This is a genomic window from Streptomyces sp. ATexAB-D23 (assembly GCF_000373645.1).
Lineage (GTDB): Bacteria > Actinomycetota > Actinomycetes > Streptomycetales > Streptomycetaceae > Streptomyces > Streptomyces castrisilvae.
Window position 1 is genome coordinate 105,368 of the sequence record NZ_KB892011.1, and the last position, 14,286, is coordinate 119,653.

The 14,286-nt window shown below is 71.2% G+C and carries 12 protein-coding genes; 7 read left to right on the forward strand and 5 right to left on the reverse strand.

What is annotated here, in order from left to right; genetic code table 11:
• The first annotated feature begins 165 nt into the window (after positions 1 to 165).
• Positions 166 to 3,171 carry a carbohydrate binding domain-containing protein gene (locus B082_RS0112255; RefSeq protein WP_018552090.1) on the forward strand — a complete coding sequence of 1,002 codons (3,006 nt, stop codon included), beginning with the start codon at positions 166 to 168 and terminating at the stop codon, positions 3,169 to 3,171.
• Between the two features lie 84 nt (positions 3,172 to 3,255).
• Here the strand turns inward: B082_RS0112255 and B082_RS0112260 are convergent, their stop codons facing one another.
• Positions 3,256 to 4,128, reverse strand: coding sequence for a PfkB family carbohydrate kinase (locus B082_RS0112260; protein ID WP_018552091.1), 873 nt, complete (start codon positions 4,126 to 4,128; stop codon positions 3,256 to 3,258).
• 169 nt (positions 4,129 to 4,297) lie between these two features.
• Between B082_RS0112260 and B082_RS0112265 the strand changes: the two genes are divergently transcribed.
• Positions 4,298 to 4,759: a hypothetical protein gene (locus B082_RS0112265; RefSeq protein WP_018552092.1), complete on the forward strand. Its 462-nt coding sequence runs from the start codon at positions 4,298 to 4,300 to the stop codon at positions 4,757 to 4,759.
• A 51-nt stretch (positions 4,760 to 4,810) separates the two neighbouring features.
• On the opposite strand, the gene B082_RS0112270 is transcribed toward B082_RS0112265, so the two are convergent.
• Positions 4,811 to 6,886 (reverse strand): SpoIIE family protein phosphatase, encoded by a 2,076-nt coding sequence (locus B082_RS0112270; RefSeq protein ID WP_051094612.1) that lies wholly within the window; start codon positions 6,884 to 6,886, stop codon positions 4,811 to 4,813.
• 194 nt (positions 6,887 to 7,080) lie between these two features.
• On the opposite strand from B082_RS0112270, the gene B082_RS0112275 reads away from it, so the two are divergent.
• The 4 genes from B082_RS0112275 (at position 7,081) to B082_RS0112290 (ending at position 10,660) form a co-directional block, all read left to right on the forward strand.
• Positions 7,081 to 7,335, forward strand: a complete 255-nt coding sequence (locus tag B082_RS0112275) for a WhiB family transcriptional regulator (RefSeq protein WP_018552094.1) — start codon at positions 7,081 to 7,083, stop codon at positions 7,333 to 7,335.
• A 92-nt stretch (positions 7,336 to 7,427) separates the two neighbouring features.
• Positions 7,428 to 7,748 (forward strand): YkvA family protein, encoded by a 321-nt coding sequence (locus B082_RS0112280; RefSeq protein ID WP_018552095.1) that lies wholly within the window; start codon positions 7,428 to 7,430, stop codon positions 7,746 to 7,748.
• Positions 7,749 to 7,883: 135 nt separating this feature from the next.
• Positions 7,884 to 10,055, forward strand: a complete 2,172-nt coding sequence (locus B082_RS0112285) for a discoidin domain-containing protein (RefSeq protein WP_018552096.1) — start codon at positions 7,884 to 7,886, stop codon at positions 10,053 to 10,055.
• 95 nt (positions 10,056 to 10,150) lie between these two features.
• Entirely contained in the window at positions 10,151 to 10,660 is a 510-nt protein-coding gene (locus tag B082_RS0112290) for a mycothiol transferase (protein ID WP_026249707.1), read from the forward strand.
• Between the two features lie 9 nt (positions 10,661 to 10,669).
• On the opposite strand, the gene B082_RS0112295 is transcribed toward B082_RS0112290, so the two are convergent.
• Positions 10,670 to 11,470 (reverse strand): AraC family transcriptional regulator, encoded by an 801-nt coding sequence (locus B082_RS0112295; RefSeq protein WP_026249708.1) that lies wholly within the window; start codon positions 11,468 to 11,470, stop codon positions 10,670 to 10,672.
• Between the two features lie 86 nt (positions 11,471 to 11,556).
• Between B082_RS0112295 and B082_RS0112300 the strand changes: the two genes are divergently transcribed.
• Positions 11,557 to 11,997: a DUF2000 domain-containing protein gene (locus B082_RS0112300; protein ID WP_018552099.1), complete on the forward strand. Its 441-nt coding sequence runs from the start codon at positions 11,557 to 11,559 to the stop codon at positions 11,995 to 11,997.
• A 44-nt stretch (positions 11,998 to 12,041) separates the two neighbouring features.
• On the opposite strand, the gene B082_RS0112305 is transcribed toward B082_RS0112300, so the two are convergent.
• Complete coding sequence (locus B082_RS0112305) at positions 12,042 to 13,088, reverse strand: polyprenyl synthetase family protein (protein ID WP_026249709.1); 1,047 nt, start codon at positions 13,086 to 13,088, stop codon at positions 12,042 to 12,044.
• Positions 13,085 to 14,149: a tetratricopeptide repeat protein gene (locus tag B082_RS0112310; RefSeq protein WP_026249710.1), complete on the reverse strand. Its 1,065-nt coding sequence runs from the start codon at positions 14,147 to 14,149 to the stop codon at positions 13,085 to 13,087. Before B082_RS0112310 ends, B082_RS0112305 begins: the two co-directional genes overlap by 4 nt.
• Between the last annotated feature and the right edge of the window lie 137 nt (positions 14,150 to 14,286).

Consider the following 14,286-nt stretch of genomic DNA (forward strand, 5'->3'; position numbering starts at 1 on the left):
AGAGATTTCAGCAATATTCCGGCTGTTCTTACAGGCGGATGATCCCCCTCGCTCGGACCTTGAGGCGCGTCAGGGTTTCCGGCGGAACGGCGCAGGTCGCCCCTTTCCTGTGCCTCGGTCGCCACGGCTTCGCCGCCGCCGTGGCCCTTCCCTGGAGACATCACCATGAAACGCACCCCTCACCGGCTGCTGAGACGCACCCTGGCGTCCGCCTCGGCCGCCGCCGCAGTGTGCGCCCTGCTCACGGCGCTGCCGTCCGCGTCCGGCCTCGACGCGCGGCCCGTAGCCGCCTCCGACACGTCCACGACCGTCTTCTACTACACGAAGACCAAGAACTGGGCCGCGTACAACCTGCATTACGCCCCGGACGGCGGCGCGTGGACCACGGTGCCGGGCGTGGCGATGGAGGCCGCCTGTACCGACTGGGTCAAGAAGACCGTCCCGCTCTCGGGCGCCGGGGGAATCCAGGCGACCTTCAACAACGGCTCGGGCGTGTGGGACAACAACGCCGGCGGGAACTACGACCTGGGCAGCGGGAACATCACGGTCAAGGACGGGGTCGTCGCCCACAGCGACCCGTGCGACAGCGGCAGCGGCAACGACCCGGATCCGAGCCCGGACCCGACCGACGGCGCCAACACCGCGTCCGTGTACTACTCCACCACCACCGTCGGCTGGACGACCACGAATCTGCACTACCAGCCGGCCGGCGGGCCCTGGACGACCGTGCCCGGCGTCGGCATGGAACCGGCCTGCACCGGCTGGGTGAAGAAGACGGTCGACCTCGGCACCGCGACCTCGATGAAGGCCGCGTTCAACAACGGCAACGGCGTCTGGGACAACAACAACGGCAGCGACTACGCGATCCCCGCCGGCGTCAGCACCGTGAAGAACCAGGCGGTCGTCAAGGACGCCGAGGACCCCTGCGCCGCCGAACCCGCGGACACCGAGGCGCCGTCCGTGCCGGCCGGTGTGAGCGCCGAGGCGGACGGTGTGGCGGTCGTCCTGAGCTGGGAACCCTCCACCGACAACACCAAGGTGACGAAGTACCAGGTCACCCGCACGGGCGGCACCAAGGGCAGCGTCGTCACCGATGTGACGTCGACGGTGCTCTCCGAATCGAACCTGGAGGAGAACACCACCTACACCTACACCGTCAAGGCCGCCGACGCGGCGGGCAACACCTCCGCCGCCTCGGCGCCCGCAGAGGCGACGACCGGGGTCAGGCCGCCCGCCGCCGCGCAGGGGCAGCCGCTGGGCACCGACCCACGCAAGGACCCCATCTACTTCGTCCTCACCGCCCGCTTCGACGACGGGGACGCGAGCAACAACCGGGGCGGCAGCCAGGACGAGAAGTCTGGCAACGCCGCCAACAACGACCCCATGTTCCGCGGCGACTTCAAGGGCCTGGTCAACAAGCTCGACTACATCAAGGGGCTCGGCTTCTCGGCCATCTGGATCACCCCGGTCGTCCTGAACCGGTCCGACTACGACTACCACGGCTACCACGGCTACGACTTCTACAAGGTCGACCCCCGGCTGGAGTCCGCCGGAGCCTCCTACCAGGACCTGATCAACGCCGCCCACGCCAAGCGCATCAAGATCTACCAGGACGTCGTCTACAACCACTCCTCGCGCTGGGGTGCCAAGGGCCTGTACACCCCGACGGTCTACGGCGTCCGGGACGAGCAGTGGAGCTGGTACTACGACGAGAAGAACGAGGGCTTCGAGTACGACGGCCTGACCGTCGACCCCAAGAGCGGAAAGTCGTACTACAACGGCGACCTGTGGTCCACGGCCGAACCCGCGGGCAACACCTGCCTCAACTGGGGCAAGCCCACCGGAGGGACCTCCGTCGAGGGCTACAAGATCTACAACTGCCAGTGGCCCAACCCGACATCCGGAATGTTCCCGAAGGAGTACTACCACACCTGCTGGCTGGGCAACTGGGAGGGCGAGGACTCCCGTTCCTGCTGGCTGCACGAGGACCTGGCCGACTTCAACACCGAATCGGCCCCGGTGCAGAACTACCTGATCGGCGCCTACAACAAGTACATCGACATGGGCGTGGACGGCTTCCGCGTCGACACCGCGGTCCACATCCCGCGCACCACCTGGAACCGCCGCTTCCTGCCCGCGATCCAGGAACGGGTCACCCAGCAGTTCGGCGCCGAGGCCGCGAAGAACTTCCTCGTCTTCGGTGAGGTCGGTGCCTTCGTCAACGACAAGTGGAACCGCGGATCGGTCAACCACTCCGCCCAGTTCTTCACCTGGAAGGAACGCAAGGAGTACGCCGCCGACGACGCCGAGGCCGCGCTGGAGATGTACGACTACGAGGAGCAGCTCGGCACCGGCTCCCAGCCGACCTCCACCAACGCCTTCCTGGACGGCAACGACTACCACACCCCGGACCACAGCGAGTTCTCCGGGATGAACATCATCGACATGCGCATGCACATGAACTTCGGTGACGCCACCAACGCGTTCAACAACGGCAAGGACTCCGACGACTCGACCAACGACGCCACTTACAACGTCGTCTACGTCGACAGCCACGACTACGGGCCCAACAAGAGCAGCGAGCGCTACGCGGGCGGCACCGACGCCTGGGCCGAGAACATGTCCCTGATGTGGACGTTCCGCGGCATCCCGACCCTCTACTACGGATCGGAGATCGAATTCCAGGCCGGCAAGCAGATCGACTGCGGCCCCAGCTGCCCGCTGGCCACCACCGGCCGCGCCTACTACGGCGACCACCTCGAAGGCAACGTCACCGCCTCGGAGTTCTCACAGGTTGACTCCGCCTCCGGTGAGGTCGCCACCACCCTGTCCCAGCCCCTGGTCGAGCACCTCCAGCGGCTCAACCGGATCCGCCGGGCCGTGCCCGCCCTGCAGATGGGCCAGTACTCCACGGAGGGCATCACCGGCCAGATGGCGTACAAGCGCCGCTACACCAGCGGGTCGACGGACAGCTTCGCACTCGTCACCGTCACGGGCGGTGCCTCGTACACCGGCATCCCCAACGGCACCTACACCGACGCCGTCACCGGAGACACCCGCGTCGTCACCGACGGAAAGCTCACCGTCACCGCCCCGGGCAAGGGCAACATGCGCGTCTACGTGCTGAACGGCCCCGGCAGGATCGGGACCGCCGGTCCCTACCTGAAGTAGCCGGTACGGTCCCGCACGCACAGGCGCCCCGACGGACCCGGTACTCCGGGCGTCGGGGCGCCTTCGTGCTCCGCAGCGGCAGGGCTACGAGCCCAGCAGCTCCGACCGGCCGATCATGGCCGTCGACCCGGGGGCCGTACAGGCGTAGGCACCCGCGACCGCGCCCAGCCGGGCACACTCCACGGGCTCCCGGCCGTCGAGCCTGCCGTACAGGAAGCCGGTGACGAACGCGTCGCCCGCCCCGTTGCTGTCGACCACCGGCGCGGGCGGCACGGTCGCCGGGACATGGACCGGGTCCTCGCCGCCCTCGCGGGTCAGGAGGCAGGAGCCCGCCGCGCCCGCCGTGGCGACCACCGTGGTGGCCCGGCCCTCGCTCAGGATCTTCCGCATCAGCGCGGGGGCACGCTCTCCCGTCGACGCCGCGCTGAAGAAGACCAGATCGGACCGGAGCGCGAACTCCCGCTGGTGGTCGCTCAGTCCGTCCCAGTCGTGAAGATCGGTGGAGACCGGCACCCCCAGCTCCTCGATGTCGTCGAACAGGAACCGCGTGAAGTTCGTGATCGACAGATGGACATGGCGTGCCCGGCGCAGCCGGGGCAGATAGAAGTCCCGGGGCATCCGCAGGTCCTCCGGGTCACGGGCGTCGTAGAACGACATCCGCCGCCCCGTCGCGTCCACCAGGTTCACCGCGCGACGGGTCCCCGCCGGAGAGATCACCGGATGGAACTCCACACCGCCCCCGGCCAGCCGCTCGCGGACCTGCGTCCCGGTCCAGTCGTCACCGATGCAGTCCAGGAACGCCACCTCAAGACCCAGCGCGCGGGCGCCGAGCGCCACGTTGCCCCCGGTCTGACCGGGCCACTCCCGGATCGGGCCGACCATGACCGAGTCGGCGAGAGGCACCGGCAGGGCGTCGACGCGGACGATCGTGTCCACCCCGCTGCCGCCGACCACCACGACGTCGTATTCCGTTCGCTGTTGGACCACTGAGCCCCCTCTCGTGTTCCCGCCGTGATCAGTATGGCCCACCTCGCGAGGGCACCCGGGCGCTCTCGGCGCGCGCCCTGCACACCCGCTGGCTAGGCTCGGTCGGGGGCCGACAACCTGAACCGTGGAGGCTCACGCCATGATGCCGTTGCCCGAACCGCGCGATATCCCGCCGCGCCTCGCCACCGGCGCGTTCATCCTCAACTCCGGCCTCGGCAAGCTCAAGGCCGACGAGGCGACCGCCCAGGGACTGCACGGTATGGCCAGCACCGCCTATCCGTTCCTCGGCAAGCTCGAACCCGCCCGGTTCACCCGGTTGCTCGCCTGGTCCGAGATCGCGGTCGGCGGCACCCTGCTGGCCCCGTTCGTACCGACCAGGCTCGCCGGCCTCGTCCTCACCGGGTTCTCCGGCGGCCTGCTCGGCCTCTATCTGCGCACCCCCGGGATGCGTGAGCCGGGCAGCCTGCGGCCGAGCCAGAACGGTGTCCCGCTGGCCAAGGACTCCTGGATGTTCGGCATCGGCCTGGGCTTCCTGGGCGCCGGCGGCCACCGGGTCCGCGCCCAGGCGCACTGCCGCACCCGGCGCGGGTGCGGCCGCTGACCGGACGACGGGGAGGGCGGGCGGCGGCGCACCCCGCGCCACCGCCCGCCCTCACGTACGGACCTGGGCCATCAGCAGCGCCACGTCGTCGTGGTCGTACGGATCCCGCAACTCCCGCAGCAGCCGGTCGCACGTCGCGTCGAGCGACGGGTCCGGGGTGCGCAGCAGGGTCAGCAGCGTCTCCAGACGGCTGTCGATGTCGTCGTCGCGCGTCTCCACGAGCCCGTCCGTGTACAGGACCAGCCGGTCGCCCGGCCCGATCGGCACCGTCACATCGCTGAACGGCACACCGCCCACCCCGAGCGGCACCCCGGCCGGCAGATCGAGGAGCACCGGGGCGCCGCCCTCCGGAATCAGCACCGGTGGCAGATGCCCGGCGGTGCTCACCCGGCACAGCCCGGCGTCCGGGTCGTACACGACGTAGACGCAGGTGGCGAACCACGGGTCCAGATCGGCGGTGATCTCGTCCAGGTGCCGCAGCACCTCGCCGGGCTCCAGGCCGAGCCGGGAGAGCGTCTGTGTGGCGGTACGCAGCCGCCCCATCGTGGTCGCCGCGTTGATCCCGCTGCCCATCACATCGCCCACCACCAGCGCGGTCCTGCCGCCCCGCAGCCCGATCACGTCGAACCAGTCCCCGCCGACCTCGTACCGCGAAGCGGCCGGCCGGTAGCGGGAGACCACGTCGAGTTCCTTGGGGTGGTGGTGGTTGCGCGGCAGCATGCTGCGCTGGAGCGTCAGCGCGGTCTCCTGCTGCTGCCGGTAGAGCCGCGCGTTGTCGATGGCGACCGCGGCCCTGGCGGCCAGATCGCCGGCCAGCGCCTCGTCCTGGGCGGTGAACGGCAGCGGGTTGTCCGTCCGGATCAGGTCGACCGCGCCCAGCACCTCGCCCCGGGCGATCAGGGGCACCGCCAGGTAGGAGTGGGCGCCGGCCTCGGCGAGCAGCGCGGCCGAGCGGGCGTCGCGGGCGATGCGGCCGAGCTTCTCCGCGTCGAGATACGGCTCCCGTACCGGTGAGGCGGTCCGCACACAGCGGGTGACCAGGCGGTCGGCGCCGTAGTGGGCGGCGTGGCCCGGCGGGTCGGCAGCCTCCACCACGGGGGTCGGCCGTGCGGCGACGACGGCGAGGGCCTGGATGAGGAGGGGGCCCTCGGTCGACCCCGGGCGCCCCTTCAGCACGCTGTCCAGCACATCGACGGCGGCGACGTCGGCGAGCTGCGGCACGGTGACCTCGGCCAGCTCCCGGGCGGTCTGCTCCAGGTCGAGCGTGGTGCCGATGCGCACCGAGGCATCCGCGATCAGCGCCAGATGCTGCCGGGCCCGCTCCGCCTCGGCCCCCGCCCGGTAGCGGTCCGTGACATCGATGAGCGACACGGCGATCCCCAGCACCCGGCCTCCGGAATCGTCCAGCCGGTACAGCGACACCGACCAGGCGCGGTCGGTCCCGGGATCGGCCGGGCTGCGGCCCACCACCTGGTGCGACACCTGCGGCACCCCGCTGGCCAGCACCTCCCGCATCGCCGCCTCGATGCCGTCGGAGTCGAGGAACGGCAGCGCCTCGCCCACCCGCCGGCCCAGATGACCGGCGGCGCTCATGCCGTCCATCCGCTCCAGCGCCGCGTTGGCCGCCAGATAGCGCAGGTCGTCTCCCAGCACCGCCAGCCCGATCGGCGACTGGTCGACCAGCCCCACCGACAGGGCCAGATCCCGCTCCACCCGGCGCAGCACCTCCCCGTCCGCCGCCAGCCCCAGGGCGTAGAACTCGCCCCGGTCGTCCTGCAGGCGCATATTGCGGAACTCCAGGAGCCGGGTGGTGCCGTCCTTGTGCTGTACGGGGAAGACCCCCGACCAGGCCTCGCCGCTGCGCATCACCTCGCCGAACAGGCGCAGCACCAGCTCGAAGTGTTCCTCGGCGACCAGGACCCGGGCGGCGAACCGCCCCAGCGCCTCCTGGGCCGAGTAGCCGAGCAGCCGTTCCGCCTGGGGGCTCCACAGGACGATGCGGCCCTGGGCGTCCAGCGCCAGTGCGGCGACGCCGAGGACGTCGAGCAGACCGCCCTCGGGCGACCGGTGCGCGCCCGCCCTGCGGGCCTCGCCCCAGCCGATCCGCAAGTCATCAGTGCCGCCCACGGACGATCCTTCCCATGCCAGTCACCGCGCCCGGAAGCAGGCCCGCCAACTCCCATGGTCGCCCCTGAGCCACCGCCCCCGCAGCTTCGCGGGACATGAAGAGGCCGCCGCCGGGGGTTTCGGGCGCGGAATGCCGGTCACCCGCAGCGTACCGAGGCAAACGCGACGCACACGACTGTCAGGAGTGGGAGTTCATGGAGAACTGGCGCATGCACGCGGCCTGCCGCGACGAGGACCCGGATCTGTTCTTCCCCATCGGAACCACCGGTCCGGCACTCGTCCAGGCCGAGGAGGCCAAGACGGTGTGCCGGGGCTGCCCCGTACGGGAGCAGTGTCTGCGCTGGGCCCTGGAGAACAACCAGGACGCCGGAGTATGGGGCGGCCTGGGAGAGAACGAACGGCGCGCGCTCAAGCGCCGCGTCCGCCGGCGGGCGCACGGTTCCGGATGAGACCGCCGCACGGCACCGGACCGAGGGCAGTGTCACACCGGCAGATGCCCCGTCGTGCGGACTTCTCGCGGCCGGAGGGTGGAGGATGAAGCATGGACACCACGGCATGGATCATCATCGGCGCGATGCTCGTGCTGCTCACCATGGCCGTCGCGGGCGTCCTGCTGGTGCGGGTGGTGCGAGCCAGGAAACTGCTGGTCGACGCGGGTGTCCCGCTGCACAACAAGGCACTGGTCTGGGCCGCGGTGCTCTACACCGTCTCGCCGGTCGACCTGCTGCCGGACCCCGTCTACCTCGATGACATCGGGTTCCTCCTGCTGGCGCTGCGCTCGCTGCACGCGGCCGCGCGGGCCGCGGGGGTGGGCGGGCGCCCTGAGAAGCCCGCCGACGCCGGGCGCGGGGTCCTTTCGTAGCCCTTCCCCGGCGATCCGGGCAACCGGGCACGTCCTGATCGTTGACAGCTGGACGGGTACACGTCACTCTCCTGGGAGAGCGCTCTCCCAACCCGCAGCGGGACACCCTCCCGCACTCTTCCGCCAGGAGAGAATGTGCACAGACCCGGCGCAGCCCTGCCCGCGAGACCCCGCACGGGCACGCTGCTGATCACTCTTCTCGGTCTTCTCGCGTCGTCGCTGGTGCTGCTCACCGCGCCGCACGCCCGTGCCGCGGAAACCCTGCTGTCGCAGGGCCGGCCCGCGACCGACTCCTCCCACGAAGGAGACGGCTACGCGGCCTCGGCCGCCGTGGACGGAGACCTGACCTCCACCCGCTGGGCCAGCGAGTGGAGCGACCCCCAGTGGATCCAGGTCGACCTGGGTGCCACCGCGGACCTCAGCAGGGTCGTCCTGACCTGGGAATCCGCCTACGGCAAGGCGTACGAGATCCAGGCGTCCGACAACGGGTCCGACTGGCGCACCCTGAAGACCGTCACCGACGGCGACGGCGGCACCGACGATCTGGCGGTCACCGGCTCCGGACGGTACGTCAGGATGCACGGCACGGCCCGCTCCGGCGGATACGGCTACTCCCTGTGGGAGTTCCAGGTGTACGGCACCACCGACGGCACACCTCCGGCGACCGGCGGAGCCGTCCGCGTCACCGGATCGCAGGGCAACTGGCAACTGACCGTCGACGGCAAGCCGTACCAGGTCAAGGGCCTGACCTGGGGGCCGTCCGTCAACGACGCGGCACGCTACATGCCCGACCTCAAGTCGATGGGCGTCAACACCATCCGCACCTGGGGCACCGACGGCACATCCAAACCGCTCCTGGACGCGGCGGCCGCCAACGGCATCCGCGTCGTCAGCGGCTTCTGGCTCCAGCCCGGCGGCGGTCCGGGCAGCGGCGGCTGCGTCGACTACCTCACCGACGACGCGTACAAGTCCTCCTCGCTCACCGAATTCGCCAAGTGGGTCGACACGTACAAGACCCACCCCGGTGTGCTCATGTGGAACGTCGGCAACGAGTCGGTCCTCGGGCTGCAGAACTGCTACGGCGGTGACGAGCTGGAGAGGCAGCGCGACGCGTACACCACCTTCGTCAACGACGTGGCGAAGAAGATCCACACCATCGACCCCGACCACCCCGTGACCTCGACCGACGCCTGGACGGGCGCCTGGCCCTACTACAAGCGCAACGCCCCCGACCTCGACCTGTACTCGGTCAACTCCTACGGCGACATCTGCGGCGTCCGCGCCACCTGGGAGGCAGGCGGCTACACCAAGCCCTACATCATCACCGAGGGCGGCCCGGCCGGTGAGTGGGAGGTCCCGAACGACGCCAACGGTGTCCCGGACGAGCCCACAGACGTGCAGAAGGCCGAGGGCTACACCCAGGCGTGGAACTGCGTCACCGCCCACCAGGGCGTCGCCCTGGGCGCCACCTTCTTCCACTACGGCACGGAGCACGACTTCGGCGGCGTCTGGTTCAACCTGGTGCCCGACGGCAAGAAGCGGCTCTCGTACTACGCCCTGAAGAAGGCGTACACCGGCTCCACCGCGGGCGACAACACCCCGCCCGTCATCAGCGGCATGACCGTCGAGAACGCCGGAGGCGCGCCCGCGGGCAGGGAGTTCACCGTCCGGGCCGACGTGCGCGACCCGGACAACGACCCGGTCACGTACAAGATCTACCTGAGCGGCAACTACGCGACCGGCGACAAGGGCCTGGTCGAGGCCGACTGGCGGGCCACCGGCAACGGCACCTTCGCGGTGACCGCGCCCGCGCGGCTCGGTGTGTGGAAGGTGTACATCCAGGCCGAGGATGGGCACGGCAACGCCGGAATCGAGACCAAGTCGGTGAAGGTCGTGGTGCCCCCGGTCAGCGGCACCAACCTGGCACTCGGCCGCCCGACCACCGCCACCTCCGCGCAGACCGGCAGCAGCGGCTGCCCCTGCACCGCGGGAATGGCGACCGATGGACGGCTGGACACCCGGTGGGCCAGCGACTGGAGCGACCCGCAGTCCATCCAGGTCGACCTCGGCGAGCGGAAGTCCTTCAGCCACCTCCAGCTGGTGTGGGACCCGGCGTACGCCAAGTCCTACGAGGTGCTGGTCTCGGACGACGGCAGCTCCTGGCGGTCGGTGTACACCACCACCGACGGGAACGGTGACGCCGACGACCTCGACGTCGCGCAGACCGCCCGTTACGTGAAGCTCGACCTCACGCAGCGGGGCACGGCCTGGGGCTACTCGCTCTGGGAGTTCGGCGTCTACAGCTGAGCACCGGGCGGGCGCCGGACGGGTCGTTCCCGCCGGCGCCCGCCGCAGGGCGTGTCGAGGGCCCTCCCGGCGCGGGGAGCGGCCAAGGTGAAAGCATGAACGTCGCTGACATTTTGACGGATGGATACTCCCGCATCCGGGAGAGCGTGCACATGGCCGTCGAAGGGCTTGAACCCGACGACCTCCACGCCCGGCTGGACGACGGCGCCAACTCGATCGCCTGGCTGGTGTGGCATCTGACCCGCGTCCAGGACGACCACATCGCGGACGCGGCCGGCACCGAACAGATCTGGTTCGCCCAGGACTGGGCCGGCCGTTTCGATCTGCCGTTCACCGCCGACGCCACCGGGTACGGACAGAGCAGCGAGCAGGTCGGGGCCGTGCGCGTGGGCTCGGCGGAGCTGCTCCTCGGCTACCACGACGCCGTGCACGACCACACGCTCGGCTTTGTCGGCGGCCTCGACGGCCACGCGCTGGACCGGGTCGTGGACGAGGCCTGGTCGCCACCGGTCACCCTGGGGGTACGTCTGATGAGCGTCCTGTCGGACGACCTCCAGCACGCGGGCCAGGCGGCTTTCGTCCGGGGAGTGCTGGAACGCCGCTAGAACCCCGGCTCACGCCCCGCGCGTACGGGCGTAGTGCCCCGGACCGGTGCCCACGACCCGCTTGAAGTGGCGGGTCAGATGGGACTGGTCGTAGAAGCCCGCCGAAGCCGCCACGGCCGACGCCGGGACTCCGCGCAGCAGCAGCCGGCGGGCGAGGTCGACCCGCCGCCCCGTCACGTACTGGTGCGGTGCCATGCCGAACTCCCGGCTGAAGGCCCGCACCAGATGCGCGTGATGGGCATGCAGCCGGGCGGCCGCCTCCCGGAGCGTGATGCCCTCGACGTACTTCTCGTCCAGCAGATCCCGCAGCCGGTGCGCGACCTTGCTGTCGTGGACGTAGGGGACGGGATCGAGCCGGTCGCGCAGGTGCTGTTCGAGACGCTCCGACACCAGGGCGAGCCGGCTCGCCGCCTCCAGTTCGTCGCCCGGACCCGCGAGGGCCCGGTGGAGGCTGTCGATGCGGCTGCGCAGCGCCGGATCGTGGAGGACGGGCCGGACCACGGCCCGGCCGATGAGCCGCTCGTCCACCTGCGGGACATCGAGGTACAGGACGCGCTTGCGGAACCCCTCCGGGGTGGCCGCCCCGCCGTTGTGCGGGACGTGCGGGGGCAGCAGCGTCACGGTGTGGGTGAGTACGCCGTGCTCGTGGTGGTCCAGGTCGTAGCGGACCATGCCCTCGTCCACCAGGAGCAGCGTCCACGCGTCGTGCGTGTGCATGGGGTAGACGTGGTCGGTGAAGTGCGCGTGGAAGACCTCTGCGATTCCCTCCACGGGCGGACACCAGGCGGTGATGTCCGGACGGGCAGCCATGTGCCGATCGTACGCCGGACGCGGTCGCGCGCCGACGTGCAAAGTTCGTACAAGACCGGGCACCGCCGGCCCGGCAGGCTCGGGGCATGACAGCCGATACCACCGCCTCTGCCCCCGTCCGCTTCGACACCAAGATCGCCGTACTGCTCCGGGACGACCTGGAGACCTGGCAGCGGCTGAACGTCACGGCCTTCCTGGTCAGCGGCCTCGGCACCGCCGTCCCCGAGGTGGTCGGCGAGCCCTACGCCGACGCCGACGACACCCCGTACCTGCCGATGTTCCGTCAGCCGGTGCTGGTCTTCGAGGGCACGAAGGAGCTGCTGACCACCGCCCACGGCCGCGCCGTCGGCCGGGGAGTTCCCCTTTCGGTGTTCACCTCCGACCTCTTCGCCACGGGCAACGACCGGGACAACCGGGCAGCGGTGCGCGCGGTGCGCGGGGACGGGATGGACCTGGTGGGCCTGGCCGTGCACGGCCCCCGCAACGCCGTGGACAAGATCCTCAAGGGCGCGTCCATGCACCCCTGACACCCGGTGGGCGGGGCGAGGCCGCCCCGCCCACGGACGATGCGTCACCCGGTGCGTTCGACCACGTACGGGAGCAGCGTGAGCATGTCCTCCAGGGCCCGCGGTGCCAGCGGAACGCTCTCCAGGCAGGCCCGCGCGCTCTCCAGGTGGCGGCGGGCCTCGGCCGTGGCGGCGGCGCGCCCGCCCGCCGCGTCGACCAGGCCGGCCGCCCGCCCGACGGCCGCGTCGTCCAGTGGGCCGCCGCGCAGCAGCGCCCCCAGCTCCGTCGCCAACGGCCCGCCCGAGGCGAGCGCCGCCAGCACCGGGTACGTCTTCTTGCCGCGCCGCAGGTCGCTGTGGACCGGCTTGCCCGTGACCGCGGGATCGCCCCAGATGCCCAGCACGTCGTCCGCCGCCTGGAACGCCACCCCGAGATGCCTGCCGGCGGCGGTGAGGGCGTCGGCCTCCGTGCGTCCGGCGCCGCCGAGCAGTGCGCCGAGACCGGCCGCGCACCCCAGCAGCGCACCGGTCTTGTGCTCGGCCATCAGCCGGTACTCGTGCGGCCGCACGGCGTCCGGCCCGGTCCAGGGCCGCGACTCGAAGAGCAGGTCGTCGGCCTGGCCGCGCACCAGATCGGTGAGGGCCGCGGCGAGCAGCCGGACCGCCGGCACACAGGTGCCGCCCGGTGCGTCGGCCAGGGTCTGCACGGCCTGCGCGAACAGCGCGTCCCCGGCGAGCACCGCCGGCCCGGTCCCGTACGCCTTCCAGGCGGTGGCCCGCCTCCTGCGCGTCTCGTCGCCGTCCATGATGTCGTCGTGCAGGAGGGAGAACGTGTGGATCAGCTCGACGGCGACCGCTCCGGCGACCGCGCTGCCCGCCTTCGCCCCGACCGCCTCGGCGCCGAGCACCGCCAGCGCCTGGCGGACCCCCTTGCCCTGCGCACCGGGCACATCCCCGCCGTCGACCCCGTCCCAGCCGAGCGAGAACGCGGTGATCTCGCCGTGCCACGGGTGCAGTTGCCGCACGGACCGGTACAGGGCGGGACGGATCAGTCCGCGGCAGCGGGCGAGTATCTGCGGCGCGGTGGCCGACGAGGTCACGGGAGGCGTCATCGGCGTCCGCCCGCGGCCGGCACCCTGTCACCGGCCGGCCCGACGCCCAGCTCCGCGTAGGCCCGGTCGACCATGTCCCGGGCGTTGAGCAGCCCGATCCCGTCGAGCGCGGCGCGCAGCGCGTCCAGATCGGCGGCCGTCTCCCCGCTGTCACGCCCGAGCCGCGCGAGCGACTTCACCAGACCGAGCCGGGAGAGCGCCTCGCCCCGGGGCTCGGTCATCGCACGGAACTCCTCCAGGGCCCCTTCGTAGACCTGCCTGGCCTCCTCGTAGCGTCCGGCACGGTAGAGCACGTTGGCGCGCATCTTGTGGTTGTAGGCCAGGGCGCTCGACAACTTCATCTCGCGGCAGGTGACCTCGGCCTCCGCGAGCAGGCCCAGCGCCCGGTCCGGGTCGTTGTCGCGTACGGAGATGATGTCGGCCATGCCGCGCAGCGCCCAGGCCCGGCCCCGCCGGTCGTCGGCGTCCCCGGCCAGCTGCGCCGCCTCTTCGAACATCGCCAGCGCGGTGTCGAGCGAGCCGGTGTTGCGGTGGATCTGCGCGATGCCCTCCAGGGCCCAGACGGTGTGGCGGGCCTCGCCGCGTGCGCGGGCCTCGGCGAGCAGCTGCTCGTGCTGCGACGCGACGGTGCGGTAGTCGCCCTGGATCCGCCCGGTCTCCGCGAGCCCGGCGAGCGAGTAGCCGCGGGCGACCACGTCGCCACCCCGCTTGCCCATGTCCGCCGCCAGGCCCAACAGACGGAAGGCCAGGCGGAGTCGGCCGCGCTGGCGGGCGAGCGTCCCACCGCTCCACAGCGCCCAGGCCATCGCCCCGGCGTCGTCCGCCGACCGGGCGGCGCGGTAACTGGCCTTCCACGCGAGGTCGGCGTCCGCCACGTGGCCGAGCCGGCGGTGCGCCTCGGCCACGGCGAGCCCCGTCCGGGCCACTTCCCGCGCGGAGCCGGAGCGTTCGGCTGCCTCCAGGTGGCGTATCCCCTCGGCCAGTACGTCCGTGAGGGATGCGTTCACGGACATCTTGGTGAGGGCACCTTGGTATTCCGGCGCCAGTGCTTTGCTGTGCATGGGAGCCTTTCGCGCGTAGGCGGACCGGCCCGGCCGCAACTATACGCCGCATGTATACATGGAGGGTATAGTTGGCCGGCTCTCCGGCCCGTGCATTCATGAGGGGGAGGGGTGGGGTCGTCGTGTGTGCGGTGTGC

What these genes read in the sequence shown, in the direction of transcription:
- B082_RS0112255 (WP_018552090.1), top strand. Translation starts at nt 166, where the DNA reads ATGAAACGCACCCCTCACCGGCTGCTGAGACGCACCCTGGCGTCCGCC.
- B082_RS0112275 (WP_018552094.1), top strand. Translation starts at nt 7,081, where the DNA reads ATGGAGAACTGGCGCATGCACGCGGCCTGCCGCGACGAGGACCCGGAT.
- B082_RS0112280 (WP_018552095.1), top strand. Translation starts at nt 7,428, where the DNA reads ATGGACACCACGGCATGGATCATCATCGGCGCGATGCTCGTGCTGCTC.
- B082_RS0112300 (WP_018552099.1), top strand. Translation starts at nt 11,557, where the DNA reads ATGACAGCCGATACCACCGCCTCTGCCCCCGTCCGCTTCGACACCAAG.
- B082_RS0112295 (WP_026249708.1), bottom strand. Translation starts at nt 11,470, where the DNA reads ATGGCTGCCCGTCCGGACATCACCGCCTGGTGTCCGCCCGTGGAGGGA.
- B082_RS0112290 (WP_026249707.1), top strand. Translation starts at nt 10,151, where the DNA reads ATGAACGTCGCTGACATTTTGACGGATGGATACTCCCGCATCCGGGAG.
- B082_RS0112310 (WP_026249710.1), bottom strand. Translation starts at nt 14,149, where the DNA reads ATGCACAGCAAAGCACTGGCGCCGGAATACCAAGGTGCCCTCACCAAG.
- B082_RS0112305 (WP_026249709.1), bottom strand. Translation starts at nt 13,088, where the DNA reads ATGACGCCTCCCGTGACCTCGTCGGCCACCGCGCCGCAGATACTCGCC.
- B082_RS0112265 (WP_018552092.1), top strand. Translation starts at nt 4,298, where the DNA reads ATGATGCCGTTGCCCGAACCGCGCGATATCCCGCCGCGCCTCGCCACC.